Genomic DNA, 13,449 nt, shown 5'->3' with positions numbered 1-13,449 from the left:
ATTACATTATTTAAATGAGCTATTCAATTGATTTTAGACGTAAAGTGATATCTACACGGGAAGAAGAAGGGTTGAGTATCCGAGAAACAGCGAAGCAATTTCGGATTGGCCCTGCCTCTGTATCGCGTTGGATTAATCAAATAGCGTCAAAAGCATCGACCACGCGTCAGCGAAAGAGCGATAAATCCGAGTTGATAAAAGATGTTGAACCATATCCAGATGCTTACCAAAAAGAACGTGCAGAGCGTTTTGGCGTTTGTCAGAAGGCCATTTGGCAAGCTCTTAAAAAGCTGGGATTGACCTATAAAAAAACGCTACGTCATCCGAAAGCCGACGAAAGCGCCCGGCAAGCATTTCAACAAAAAATACAACAGTATGAAAAAGAAGGTAAACCCATTGTTTTTATTGATGAAAGTGGTTTTCCACACGATACCCCACGGACTCACGGCTATTCCCCAAAAGGTCAACGGTGTTTTGGCCTGAAGAACGGGGGAGCCAAGGGAAGAACAAATGTTATCGGCGCTTTATTAGGCACAACGCTGTTTGCTATCGGATTATTTGATATCAATATTAACAGCGATGTTTTCTATTCCTGGGTCACACAAGTCCTTATCCCAGTACTCCCTAAAAACAGGGTAATCGTGATGGACAATGCAACTTTTCACAAAAAACATAATATTCAACAAGTCATCATCGATGCAGGGTATATGGTGGAGTATTTGCCTACATATTCGCCAGATCTTAACCCCATTGAGCATAAATGGGCACAAGCAAAAAGCAAAAAAAGAGAGAGTGGTTGCGATAGGCTTTGTTGAATAAACATATTTTATGCTGCACCCCCGGTGAAACGACAGATCCTCGCAACGCAAAATCATGCAGTTAGGCCTCATAAGAAAACTGTAAACCTGAGGTTGCAAGCATTTTCTACCAAAACTGGCTGGCAAAACAGCATGACTCACTATTATTAAAAAAGCCGTTGCGATACAGAGATTTTGTTCTCAGTCCATATGGTGTAATCAAAATTAAGTCGCTTGGCTATAATCCCAAGCTCAACGGACGTCAATACATCTAGACTTCTTTGCGTATAGATTGAGCATTGACGAAAATCCCGTTAGAATTACCCTCATATCATGACGGTTTTATCTTCCTGACGACTATATTTTTAAGGTATTCCATGGCTGAGTGGAACGGCGAGTATGTCAGCCCTTACGCTGAACACGGTAAAAAGAGCGAGCAAGTTAAAAAGATCACGGTCTCGATTCCGCTTAACGTGCTGAAAATCCTGACTGATGAGCGCACCCGACGTCAGGTCAATAACCTGCGCCATGCAACCAACAGTGAATTATTGTGCGAAGCGTTTCTGCACGCATTTACCGGCCAGCCACTACCGGATGACCACGATTTGCGTAAAGAGCGCAGCGATGAAATCCCTGAGGTGGCCAAGGCGATCATGCGTGAGATGGGGATTGACCCGGATACGTGGGAATATTGATCTGTTGATCGGGTGGTATACCGCTCTGGCGATAGAAACAATAAAGGCACCCGAGGGTGCCTTTGTTGTTTACGCACAGACGCTTATTTTTTGCTGCCCGGCACGCTGAAACGCTTGTTGAAGCGCTCAACACGACCACCGGTGTCAACAACGCGTTGTTTACCGGTATAGAACGGGTGGCATTCGCCACAAACGTCCAGGTTCAGATCGTGACCCACGGTAGAATGGGTTTTGATAACGTTACCGCAAGAACACGTTGCAGTAATCGCTACATAATTCGGGTGAATACCTTTTTTCATGGCAAACCTCTGTTAAGGCCGTGTCGCTATCCAGCCCTGTTTCGCCAGACACCACACGAAGTTAAGCACTGTAAGCACAGTACTGTACATTGACTTTCTACGATCAGTATACGCTTCGCCATCGCGCCGGTCATTACACCACGCATAGCAAAGTCGTATATAAGGTGGCGAATCATACAGAAATTAGCAAGCCGATGCAATCAGGTAACACATTTTAGTCTGCAACCTGTACACTGGCGGCGCAAGCCCCCATGACGTCCGCGGAGCGGTAACACATCGTACCGTCGGGCTGCGCTGTGCAGGGAAAACAGCAGAGCGCCAGAGTTATCAGCCGGAGAAAGCATGCCCATCGTTCAGGTCGCATTGCCCGTGCCGCTGGCACGCACATTCGATTACCTGCTGCCCGCAGGCATGACGCCATTGCCGGGCGTGCGCGTCAGCGTGCCTTTTGGCAACCGCAAGGCAATTGGTATTGTCGTTGCGTGCAGCGATCGCAGCGAACTTCCGGTAGAACAGCTCAAATCCATTCACGACGTGCTCGATGCGCAGCCTCTTTTCCCTGACAGCCTGTGGCGCATTCTTCTCTGGGCCGTGGGCTACTATCACTATCCTATAGGTGAGGTACTGTTCCACGCCTTACCGATTTTGCTGCGACAGGGCAAACCGGCCCATCGCGCTCCGCTCTGGCAATGGTTCGCCACCGAACAAGGTAAAGCCACACCGCTCGCCACGCTGGCGCGAGCCCGCAAACAGCAGCAGGCGCTGGCAGCCCTGATACAAGGTGCGCTGTACCGCCATCAGGTGAATGAATCCGGTCTGACGGAGACCGCATTGCAGGCACTGCGCACCAAAGGGTTGTGCGATCTCAAGGCCATCGACGCTGAGGTGCAAGACTGGCATCATCAGCCCATCACCCATGATGAACGACTGCGCCTCAATACCGAGCAGGCGACCGCAGTGGGCGCTATTCGCAGCGAAGACAGCCATTTTACCGCCTGGCTACTGGCCGGGATCACTGGCTCCGGAAAAACCGAGGTGTACCTGAGCGCGCTGGAAAACGTGTTATCACAAGGCAATCAGGCACTGATGCTGGTGCCCGAGATCGGCTTGACGCCACAGACCATTGCCCGTTTCCGCGCACGCTTCATCGCGCCAGTGGATGTTCTGCACTCGGGACTGAACGACAGCGAACGTCTGGCGGTTTGGCTGCGCGCACGCAGCGGAGAATCCGCGATTGTTATCGGCACCCGCTCTGCGCTGTTTACCCCGTTTGCTCGCCTGGGAATGATCATCATCGATGAAGAGCACGACGGCTCATATAAACAGCACGAAGGATGGCGCTATCACGCGCGTGATTTGGCGGTGTTCCGCGCCAGAGAGGAAAATATTCCCATCGTGCTCGGCTCCGCCACGCCGGCGCTGGAAACGCTCTATAACGTGCAGAACGGCAAATACCGTCAGCTCACGCTACGCAAGCGTGCGGGCAATGCACAATCTGCGCGCCAGCATATCCTCGATGTCAAAGGATTACCGCTCACCAGCGGCCTGTCACAGCCGCTGATTACCCGCATTCGCCACCATTTGGAACACAACAATCAGGTTATCCTGTTTCTTAATCGCCGGGGTTTTTCGCCGGTGCTGATGTGCCACGAATGCGGTTGGATCGCGGAATGCCAGCGCTGCGAGCACTATTACACCTATCACCAGCAGCAGCGTCAGCTCCGTTGCCACCATTGTGACAGCCAGCGTCCGGTGCCGCAGCAGTGTCTGCACTGCGGTTCAACGCATCTGGTGCCAGTTGGTTTGGGCACCGAGCAGCTGGAGGCATCGCTGACCTCCCTGTTCACCGATGTGCCAATTACCCGTATCGATCGCGACACCACCAGCCGCAAAGGCATGCTGGAACAGCAGCTGGCGCAGGTGCGTCAAGGAGATGCGCGCATTCTTATCGGAACGCAGATGCTGGCAAAAGGGCACCATTTCCCGGATGTCACGCTGGTGGCGCTGCTGGATGTCGATAGCTCGCTGTTTTCTGCCGATTTTCGTGCAACAGAACGTTTTGCCCAGCTCTATACGCAGGTTTCCGGACGTGCCGGACGCGCTGGGAAGAGCGGTGAAGTGGTGCTGCAAACCCATCACCCTGACCATCCGTTACTGCAATTGCTGCTACAAAAGGGCTACGACGCCTTCGCCAGTCAGACGCTGAAAGAACGCCAGAGCGTGTTTCTACCCCCCTACACCAGCCACATTCTGTTCCGCGCCGACGATCACGATAATCAGCATGCGCCGCTTTTCCTCCAGCAACTGCGCAACCTGTTGGAAAGCAGCCCGCTCAAGGATGACGCGCTCTGGCTGCTCGGCCCGTTTCCCGCATTGCAACCCAAACGCGCCGGGCGCTTTCGCTGGCAATTGCTGTTGCAGCACCCTTCCCGCGCCACGCTTCAGCGTGTTGTTAAAGCCTCACTGCCGCTTATCCCGCTACTGCCCGAAGCGCGAAAAGTGAAATGGGTGTTGGATGTCGACCCCACCGATAACTGATCGCCGTCGTTAACGCACCGCGAAAAAATGCGAACGGTGCCGAAAAAACGACATCCGTCACATCTTTTATGCAATCTGAGCAGCAAAACTTGCGCGCCATCTGTTAAGCGTAGGCAGAGAAACAGTATCCTTAGCAAAATGGGTGGTATAAGCCTGTCGGGCAAAAAAATCGGGCGGCGAGCGTGCCGCCGTCCTGTTTGCCAATCGCATACGATGCAAGGAGAACCGCGTTGGACTATAAAAATGACACCACGCCGGCGACGATGAAAGACGTGGCAGAGGTCGCGGGTGTATCGACCGCCACGGTTTCCCGAACGTTAATGAACCCGGAGAAGGTCTCGAGCCAAACGCGTAAGCGGGTTGAACAAGCCGTGCTCACCGCTGGTTACGCGCCGCATGCGCTTGCCCGTCACGTAAAACGCAGCGAGTCACGCACGCTGCTCGCGATTGTGCCAGATATTTCCGATCCCTTTTTTACCGATGTCCCGCGTGGTATCGAAGAAACCGCCGCAAAACAAGGTTATCTGGTACTGATTGGCGATTGCGCTCACCAGCATCACAAAGAAAAGTCCTTCGTGGATTTGATTATCACCAAGCAGATTGATGGCATGTTGCTGCTCGGGGCCAATCTGCCGTTTAGCGCCAGCAAAGAGGAGCAGCACAACCTGCCGCCGATGGTGATGGTCAACGAGTTCTCACCCGATCTGGAATTGCCGACAGTGCACTTTGATGCCGTTTATTATAGCCAAGCGACTTAATTTTGATTACACCATATGGACTGAGAACAAAATCTCTGTATCGCAACCACTCTCTTTTTTTGCTTTTTGCTTGTGCCCATTTATGCTCAATTGGGTTAAGATCTGGCGAATATAGCCAAGCGACATTATTTTGATAACAATTAACTATATTTTTTGCCACATATCAGGGCATTGGCTGTAATCATTTTTAAGTCGGTTGGCTATATGTAGGCAAATACTCCACCATATACCCTGCATCGATGATGACTTGTTGAATATTATGTTTTTTGTGAAAAGTTGCATTGTCCATCACGATTACCCTGTTTTTAGGGAGTACTGGGATAAGGACTTGTGTGACCCAAGAATAGAAAACATCGCGAGCCTGTTTAAGATTTTGTGTAAATGCCTTTCCTCAGAAGTGACCGTCAAGGCGGTCACCGAACTCGATAATAAAGCGACTCATTGCCTACGGCAGTCCTGTAAGGGCATCGTCCATTTCTGTGATGCCGCCTGGATTGCCAGCCATACGACCTTCTTCACCGAGTCATCAGTCGGGAACACCTTGCGTTTCTTGATTGCATGCCGGAGCACGCTGTTCAGTGATTCTATAGCGTTCGTCGTGTAGATTACCTTGCGAAGTTCTTGGGGGTACGAGAAGAATGTCGACAGGTTGGCCCAGTTTGACTGCCAGCTCCGGCTTATCTGCGGATAGTGGTGATCCCATGTCCCACCGAACGTCTCCAGCGCCTGAAGCCATAGGTATCTACACATCATAAAGGGTTAAAAACCACCATAGCTAAGTGGGCAAGTTCTTCCGGGGTATAGTCTGCTAATAACGTCAAGGTATTTAGCTGGATGGATAGTCCGGCAAGCAGCGCTGGGGCGCTTTCTTTACGCCCTCGTTTTTGTTGTTGTCCGGATAATCAGCAAATTAACTGACGGGCTGCCGCATTGTCGTCTCCTTCAGCGCGTTGCAGCCGCCATACCAGCACACATGCCATGCTAGCTATCAATAACCTGCGTAGCAGGGCACCAGCACTGCGCTCAAGCCATTTTTCTACATCATGACCGGCACCTTTCAGCAGCTTAAAAAAGGATTCAATACCCCAGCGCCAGTAATACCAGCGAGCGACTTCCGCGCTGGTGATCTCGTTGCTAACTTTTGTGAGCAGCGTCCAGCGTCCGATAAATTTACCGTGAGTATCGGTAAGGCGAACCACAACTAATCTGAGTGTCAGAGCTGCGCCTGGCTGAACTTTCACTCGCCGTCCGGTGCTCTTGTCTTTCCGCTTCGGTTTTGCTGTTCGCGTTACGATCACGGATGTTTCCCCGATCTCCATATTGGCTTTTTTCCCTTTCCAGCCAACCTGTCCGTTTGCGATAAATGGCAGATCGTCTGCAATTTCACCAATTTTACGGGTGTCACCGCCCCACTCGGCCCGATGCCCTTCCTTTCCCCGGATAAGCCAACATATTCCCTGGGAGCTTAATGTGCGCATATGCCCGATAGAGTCACCTTCACGGTCAATGAGATGAACTAACTTCTTCCCGGTATCAAGAGACTCAACGCGGGCGATATCAGCCGTCAAAGCATCCATATGAGTCAGACTCTCAGACAAGTCCTCGGTTAGCGTTGAACGACAACTCGCCCTATCGGTTAGAGTTTGAGACAGGGGCGCTATTGGTAAACCATTTGCAGCATCAAGCAGTAGGCGGGTTTGTAGTTCATAACCGACGTCGCCACCATGCGTCATTTTCAAACGTTCTTCTTTCCCATTGTGGGTACGAAACTGTAAATGAGACCAGTCGTGAACGACGGGAGCGTATGGATGCGGGCTAAGTGCAACCTGCCGGAGAGCCAGCGAAATAATCGGTTCATTGAGCTGACTGAAGCTAATACGTTCATTATTAAAAAAACGCCAACCGGCCTGAGTAGTGGCGAATGTTGTTTTCTGCGCGCAGGCAAGGTCTTTAACGGCTGACACCAATGGTGCTGCGGGAGTCATGTGTTGCTTAACCAGACGCTGATAACGCCGGTTAAGGCGGGCATCAATCCCGCCGATGGATAAGTTGAGATCATGCAGCAACGTAATAGCAGATATTGCAAAAGATGTGTAGATACCTATGGCCTGAAGCGCGGCCTCTTCGGTTGGAGTCTGATACACTGCTTTGAGGTCGCGTGTTTACCGCCTTATAGTCCTTCCAGGCAACGAAGCGCAGACTGTTGCGCACCATGTGCATGATGCACAACTGGATGCGGGCTTCCGGGTAGACCGTGTTGATGGCATCCGGGAACCCTTTCAGGCCGTCCACACAGGCAATGAGGATGTCGGTCAGGCCACGGTTTTTCAGTTCTGTCAGCACGTTCAGCCAGAACTTTGCGCCTTCATTTTCGGCCAGCCACATCCCCAGTAGCTCTTTCTGGCCTTCGATATTGATACCCAGCGCCAGGAACACAGACTTATTGATAACGCGGTTGTCCTGCCGGACTTTCAGAACGATACAGTCAAGGTAAACAATGGGATAAACCGCATACAGGGGGCGATTTTGCCATTCAACAACCTGCTCCATAACGGCATCGGTGACCTTCGATACCAGGGCGGGTGAGACATCCGTGTCATACAGTTCTTTGAACGCAGCGGCAATTTCGCGGGTGGTCATCCCTTTGGCATACAACGATAAAATCTGGTTATCCATCCCGGTGAGCCGGGTCTGGTTCTTCTTCACCAGCTGCGGTTCAAAGGAACCATCACGATCACGTGGTGTACGCAGTTCCAGCGGACCATCGCCGGTGGTAACAGTCTTTGTGGAGTAGCCATTGCGCGTGTTAGTTCCAGATTTGGACTGTGCTTCTCATGCCCGAGGTGATGGGTCATTTCAGCATTAAGGGCAGCTTCAACGCAGATCTTTTTCAGCAGGCGATCAAACTGGTTGAGAGCGTCAGGGGTTTTGAGATTTTTGGCCAGCTCGTTAGCCAGAGCCTGTAACTGTTTTTCGTCCATAAAGTAACCTGCTTTTGATGTTGGATTGAACATATCAAAATCAGGCAATTACACAATCTCGTGTACAGGCTCTAATAACGCCGATAACATTTGTTCTTCCCTTGGCTCCCCAGTTCTTCAGGTCAAAACACCGTTGACCTTTTGGGGAATAGTCATGAGTCCGTGGGGTATCGTGTGGAAAACCACTTTCATCAATAAAAACAATAGGTTTACCTTCTTTTTCATACTGTTGTATTTTTTGTTGAAATGCTTGCCGGGCGCTTTCGTCGGCTTTCGGATGACGTAGAGTTTTTTATAGCCAAGCGACATTATTTTGATAACAATTAGCTGTATTTTTTTGCCACATATCAGGGCATTGGCTGTAATCATTTTTAAGTCGGTTGGCTATACAGCGCTGCATCAATACGCTGACGCCTGAGCGATTACCCGTTGCCGGTTAATAAAAAAGGGCGCCGCTATCGCTGTGCCCTTGCAGTTTTCCCTACGGGAATTATTCGTGATCTTCCCACGCTTGAGCACGTGCCACGGCTTTCTTCCAGCCGCTGTAACGATAGTTACGCTCCACGGTTTCAATGCTGGGGCGGAATTCACGTTCAATCGTTGCCTTGCTCTCCACTTCATCCAAATCATTCCAGAACCCGGTAGCCAGACCTGCCAAGAACGCGGCACCCAGTGCGGTAGATTCGCGCACTTCAGGGCGTTCTACGCGGATGCCGAGGATATCTGACTGGAACTGCATCAGGAAGTTGTTGGCAACCGCACCGCCGTCAACGCACAGTGATTGCAGACGTGTGCCTGAATCCGCCTGCATGGCATCCAGTACGTCACGCGTTTGATACGCAATGGATTCCAGCGTAGCGCGGATGATGTGGTTGGAGTTCACGCCGCGCGTCAGGCCGAAGATGGCACCACGGGCGTACGGGTCCCAATACGGTGCGCCCAGCCCGGTAAAGGCAGGAACCACGTAGACGCCGTTGGAATCTTTCACCTTGGTGGCGAAGTATTCTGAGTCCATGGATTCACCGATCAGTTTCAGCTCATCACGCAGCCATTGAATAGAGGCTCCACCCACGAACACCGAACCTTCCAGCGCATAGTTCACTTCGCCACGTGGGCCACAGGCGATGGTGGTCAGCAGGCCATGCTGAGATTTCACCGGCTCTTTACCGGTGTTCATCAGCAGGAAGCAACCAGTACCGTAGGTGTTTTTCGCCATACCCGGCTGAACGCAAAGCTGGCCGTAAAGCGCTGCTTGCTGGTCGCCTGCAATACCGGCGATAGGAATACGCGTGCCGCCTTTACCGCCGATGTTGGTTTGACCGTAGACTTCGGAAGAAGGACGCACTTGCGGCAGCATAACGCGTGGAATATCCAGCGCTTCCAGCATGCGGTCGTCCCAGTCCAGCGTCTTGATATTGAACAGCATGGTACGCGAGGCGTTGGTGTAATCGGTGACTTGTACGCGGCCTTGTGTCATTTTCCAAATCAGCCAGGTATCAATCGTGCCGAACAGCAGTTCACCACGTTTGGCGCGCTCGCGAGCCCCTTCCACGTTGTCCAGAATCCACTTCACCTTGGTGCCGGAGAAGTAAGGGTCAACCACCAGACCGGTGTTGGTACGGATATAATCTTCCAGGCCTTGTTTTTTCAGGGTTTCACAAATATCAGCGGTACGGCGACACTGCCATACGATCGCGTTGTAAACCGGTTTGCCCGTCTCTTTTTCCCACACCACCGTGGTTTCACGCTGGTTGGTGATACCGATACCGGCGACTTCATCAGAGCTGATATCGGCTTTGGCCAGCACTTCAACCAGCGTGGCGCTTTGCGTTGCCCAGATTTCCATTGGGTCGTGTTCAACCCAGCCTGCTTTGGGGTAAATCTGGGGGAATTCGCGCTGGGAGATGGCGATGATGTTGGCATCATGATCGAGTATGACGGCGCGGGAGCTGGTAGTACCCTGATCCAGCGCGACAATGTATTTTTTTTCTGGTGTCATAGGTTCTAATCCTGTTGTGTAGTGGGTAAAAAAGCGTATGCCGTGGGCGTCGCTTAGCGTGCTTCAGTGCGCTGCGTTTCTTTGTCTTCTACTTCGCAGACATCGCAAGGCAAATTACGGCCAATCAGGGCGTGGTAGCCGAAAGCGCCCAAGCATGCCCCAATGATTGGTCCGAAAATCGGCACGAGGAAATACGGAATATCACGCGCGCCGGTGAAGGCCACTTGTCCCCAGCCTGCCAGATAGGCAAACAGCTTCGGACCGAAGTCACGTGCGGGGTTTAACGCAAACCCAGTCAACGGACCCATGGAGGCACCAATTACTGCGATCAGGATACCGATCAGCAGCGGCGCTAACGGACCGCGTGGCACGCCGTTGCCATCGTCGGTGAGCGCCAGAATCAAACACATCAGTACGGCGGTGATGACCATTTCCACCACAAAGGCCTGGAATACGGAAATCTGCGGGTGTGGATATGTCGAGAACGTGCCCGCCAGATTTAAACTTTCCACACTACCGCGCACGATGTTGTGAGTCTGTTCAAAATCTGCGAACAAATTGTGATAAAGACCGTACACCAACGCGGCGGCGCAGAAGGCACCTGCTACCTGCGCAATGATGTAAGGAATCACCTTGCGTGCGTCGAAGCAGGCAAACAGCCACAGGGCGATGGTAACTGCAGGGTTAAGGTGGGCACCGGAAATAGCAGCAGTCAGGTAGACCGCCATGGCGACGCCTAAACCCCAGACGGCGCTGATTTCCCATTGACCGAAGCTGGCACCGGCAAGTTTTAATGCTGCCACGCAACCTACTCCAAAGAAGATTAGCAGACCGGTGCCGAGAAACTCGGCGATACATTGCCCTTTTAAGGTTGGCACTCTCGATTGACTCATAATGGTTTCCTGTTTACGGGGCTACAGAGTAATGTTCAGGCCGCTGACATAGAGCGACCCTGTATAAATGTGTGGAGGATGTGAATTTATCGTTAGTATTCGAAAACGAGAAATATCGAAATCAAAATGTGTGTTGTTCGTCATAAAAATGAGCGTATTCGCCTATCAAAGCGCTGCTGTACGGTTACTTACGCCCGTTTTATGTTAATGACGGCGTTAACGTTGTTAACATGAGCGCGAGTGGACAGAAGGGTAGCGTGCAAATTATTACGCAAGAAAGCACGTAATTTCAGTTTGCATTGATTGTTGCGGTTAAAAAAACGATCAAGACTCCCATCAGAGTGGATGGCTGCTAGACAGCGCCCTGACAGCCCCATACAATTTACCGATACACTGAACGAAAGAGACGTGCTGGTGGAGTGCCATCCTCAACGCAAGCGTGATAGTGAGCGTATGTGAAGCGGGATTGGCATGGGAAGGGGAGATAGTACGCCTCATTGGTGCCTTGCAATTAAAAGGGGTTGAAGAATGTCATTTGAAGTGTTTGAGAAACTGGAAGCCAAAGTTCAGCAAGCGATTGATACCATTACATTATTGCAAATGGAAATCGAAGAGCTGAAGGAAAAGAACGGTCAGCTGAGCCAGGAAGTGCAACAGGCCGCTGAGTCCCGTGAAACGCTGGTGCGTGAAAACGAACACTTGAAAGAAGAACAGATTGTCTGGCAGGAACGCCTGCGCGCGCTGTTGGGCAAGATGGAAGAAGTCTAAGCGAGAAATGCAAAAGTCAAAAAAGGGCGCAGTGCGCCCTTTTTTATCAATATGTTACTGCCGAACTATTCGATATCCAGTGGATCTTCCGACAGGATAATGCCGGTATTGTCGGCATACAGATGATCGCCGGAGAAAAAGGTCACGCCGCCGAAATTGACGCGAATATCGCTTTCGCCAACTCCTTCGCTGGCGGCACCCACCGGAATAGCGGCCATGGCCTGAATGCCGATATCCAACTCTTCCAGATCGTCCACCTGGCGCACCGCACCGTAGACCACGATGCCTTCCCAAGCGTTTTGTGTCGCCAGACGGGCCAGTTCAGCATCGATTAACGCACGACGCACAGAACCGCCGCCATCCACCAGAAGTACACGACCTACGCCGCTCTCTTCCAGCACATCGTAGAGGATGCCGTTATCCTCAAAGCATTTCACCGTGGTGATTTTGCCACCAAAGGAAGTGCGCCCTCCAAAGTTGGAAAACAGAGGTTCAACAACGTTCACCTCTTCGTGATAGATATCGCACAGCTCGGAAGTATCGTATTTCATCGGATTTACGCCAGTTTGCCGCCGGGATCCTGAGTATATGCCTTAAAGGCAAGTGTTGGCAAAATCATCAAATGTTAACTTGATGCGTATCAGTAAATACTCGCCGCTTAGCTGAGCATCACACCCACGGCAAACAGCAAATTGGTCAGCAGCGCGCCCTTGACGGTTTTTTCCAGCATGGGGCGCATGCTGAACGGACTGATTTCACGGCGCACATAGGCTGCCTGCTTGAGCAGTAGCGGCAGGGTCAGGATAAACAGCCAGCCAGCCAGCGTGTGCAGATAAAACATGGCAAACAGGGCCAAGCACAGCGGCGCGGTCAGCAACAGCAGGGAATGGTAGCACCGGGCACGCTGCGCTCCGAGGCGAACGGCCAGCGTGTTTTTACCGCTGAGACGATCGTTGTCGATATCGCGCAAATTGTTGATGTTCAGCACCGCAGTAGCGAGCAGGCCACAGGCGGTGGCGGGCAGCATAACGATGCTGTCAAAATGGCCGGTTTGCAGGTAATAGGAGCCTGCGACGCTGAGCCAGCCAAAGAAAACCATGACAGATATGTCCCCCAGTCCCATATAACCGTAGGGTTTGTTGCCCACGGTATAGGTAATGGCGGCGACCATCGCCAGCACCCCGAGGATCAGAAAGCCGATGATATCCGACGGTTTTTCGCACGCCATGATGACCAGCGACAGCCCAGATACGATGGTCAGCGCCACGGTGACGATCAGTGCCATGCGCAGCTGCGACGGCGAGATAACGCCAGTTTGGATGCCGCGCAAAGGCCCAATACGGGTTTCGGTATCACTGCCTTTTACCGCATCACCGTAATCGTTCGCCAGATTGGAGAGGATTTGCAGCAGTCCGGCGGTCAGTAGCGCCAGCAGAGCGATACTAGGTTTAAAATTGTTATGCCAGCTGGTAATGGCGGAGCCCGTCACAATGGACGCAAACGCCAATGGAAGCGTTTTCGGACGCAAGCTGTCCAGCCAGGCTTTGGTTTTGCTGCTTTGGGTTGATAAGGTCATGATACGTTTCGTTTTTTCAATGCAATGTCTGTCGCATGCATGTGTTAATGAGAAGTCCAGTCCATGAGCGCTGGCCAGAAACGCAAATGGGAGGCATCAGCCTCCCATCATTTGCCAAACAGAGCGTTTGCGCAACAGGACAATC

Annotated in this window: 12 protein-coding genes and 4 pseudogenes; 5 read left to right on the top strand and 11 right to left on the bottom strand. The window is 51.8% G+C overall.

Annotation, left to right across the window (positions count from 1 at the left end):
- Positions 1-14 precede the first annotated feature (14 nt).
- Complete coding sequence (locus ACD630_RS18805; protein WP_430360267.1) at positions 15-815, top strand: IS630 family transposase; 801 nt, start codon at positions 15-17, stop codon at positions 813-815.
- Positions 816-1,174: 359 nt separating this feature from the next.
- Positions 1,175-1,492, top strand: coding sequence for a met regulon transcriptional regulator MetJ (metJ, locus tag ACD630_RS18800; protein WP_430360266.1), 318 nt, complete (start codon positions 1,175-1,177; stop codon positions 1,490-1,492).
- Positions 1,493-1,575: 83 nt separating this feature from the next.
- Here the strand turns inward: metJ and rpmE are convergent, their stop codons facing one another.
- Positions 1,576-1,791, bottom strand: coding sequence for a 50S ribosomal protein L31 (gene rpmE, locus ACD630_RS18795; protein ID WP_195313079.1), 216 nt, complete (start codon positions 1,789-1,791; stop codon positions 1,576-1,578).
- 342 nt (positions 1,792-2,133) lie between these two features.
- On the opposite strand from rpmE, the gene priA reads away from it, so the two are divergent.
- Both priA and ACD630_RS18785 read left to right on the top strand, forming a co-directional pair.
- A complete protein-coding gene (gene priA, locus ACD630_RS18790) occupies positions 2,134-4,329 on the top strand; it encodes a primosomal protein N' (protein WP_430360265.1) in 2,196 nt (731 codons plus the stop codon).
- A gap of 263 nt (positions 4,330-4,592) precedes the next feature.
- A pseudogene (locus ACD630_RS18785) lies at positions 4,593-5,060 on the top strand (LacI family DNA-binding transcriptional regulator); the annotation flags it as partial.
- On the opposite strand, the gene ACD630_RS18780 reads toward ACD630_RS18785, so the two are convergent.
- From ACD630_RS18780 to ACD630_RS18745, 8 genes and pseudogenes are all read right to left on the bottom strand, one after another.
- Positions 5,014-5,247, bottom strand: a complete 234-nt coding sequence (locus ACD630_RS18780) for a hypothetical protein (RefSeq protein ID WP_430360264.1) — start codon at positions 5,245-5,247, stop codon at positions 5,014-5,016. The pseudogene ACD630_RS18785 and the gene ACD630_RS18780 overlap by 47 nt on opposite strands.
- A 27-nt stretch (positions 5,248-5,274) precedes the next feature.
- Positions 5,275-5,433, bottom strand: a pseudogene (locus ACD630_RS18775) (transposase); the annotation flags it as partial.
- 45 nt (positions 5,434-5,478) lie between these two features.
- A pseudogene (locus ACD630_RS18770) lies at positions 5,479-5,819 on the bottom strand (transposase); the annotation flags it as partial.
- Positions 5,820-5,989: 170 nt separating this feature from the next.
- Positions 5,990-7,153 (bottom strand): transposase, encoded by a 1,164-nt coding sequence (locus ACD630_RS18765; protein ID WP_430361185.1) that lies wholly within the window; start codon positions 7,151-7,153, stop codon positions 5,990-5,992.
- Between the two features lie 21 nt (positions 7,154-7,174).
- Positions 7,175-8,068: pseudogene (locus ACD630_RS18760) on the bottom strand (IS256 family transposase); the annotation flags it as partial.
- 40 nt (positions 8,069-8,108) lie between these two features.
- Positions 8,109-8,264, bottom strand: coding sequence for a hypothetical protein (locus tag ACD630_RS18755; protein ID WP_430361184.1), 156 nt, complete (start codon positions 8,262-8,264; stop codon positions 8,109-8,111).
- Positions 8,265-8,558: 294 nt separating this feature from the next.
- A complete protein-coding gene (gene glpK, locus ACD630_RS18750) occupies positions 8,559-10,067 on the bottom strand; it encodes a glycerol kinase GlpK (protein WP_430360263.1) in 1,509 nt (502 codons plus the stop codon).
- A 53-nt stretch (positions 10,068-10,120) separates the two neighbouring features.
- On the bottom strand, positions 10,121-10,960 hold the full coding sequence (locus tag ACD630_RS18745) for an MIP/aquaporin family protein (RefSeq protein ID WP_430360262.1): 840 nt from the start codon (positions 10,958-10,960) through the stop codon (positions 10,121-10,123).
- A 528-nt stretch (positions 10,961-11,488) separates the two neighbouring features.
- Between ACD630_RS18745 and zapB the strand changes: the two genes are divergently transcribed.
- The gene (gene zapB / locus ACD630_RS18740) at positions 11,489-11,728 is read left to right on the top strand and encodes a septal ring assembly protein ZapB (protein ID WP_430360261.1); all 240 of its coding nucleotides are present in this window, start codon (positions 11,489-11,491) and stop codon (positions 11,726-11,728) included.
- 65 nt (positions 11,729-11,793) lie between these two features.
- On the opposite strand, the gene rraA is transcribed toward zapB, so the two are convergent.
- Both rraA and ACD630_RS18730 read right to left on the bottom strand, forming a co-directional pair.
- Complete coding sequence (rraA, locus tag ACD630_RS18735) at positions 11,794-12,279, bottom strand: ribonuclease E activity regulator RraA (protein ID WP_291970419.1); 486 nt, start codon at positions 12,277-12,279, stop codon at positions 11,794-11,796.
- Between the two features lie 107 nt (positions 12,280-12,386).
- The gene (locus ACD630_RS18730) at positions 12,387-13,304 is read right to left on the bottom strand and encodes a 1,4-dihydroxy-2-naphthoate polyprenyltransferase (RefSeq protein ID WP_430360260.1); all 918 of its coding nucleotides are present in this window, start codon (positions 13,302-13,304) and stop codon (positions 12,387-12,389) included.
- Positions 13,305-13,449: the final 145 nt, after the last annotated feature.

Source organism: Symbiopectobacterium sp. RP, from assembly GCF_050472005.1.
Classification (GTDB): domain Bacteria; phylum Pseudomonadota; class Gammaproteobacteria; order Enterobacterales; family Enterobacteriaceae; genus Symbiopectobacterium.
Note: the sequence above shows the minus strand (reverse complement) of the source record. Positions and strands in the feature narration are given on the sequence as shown.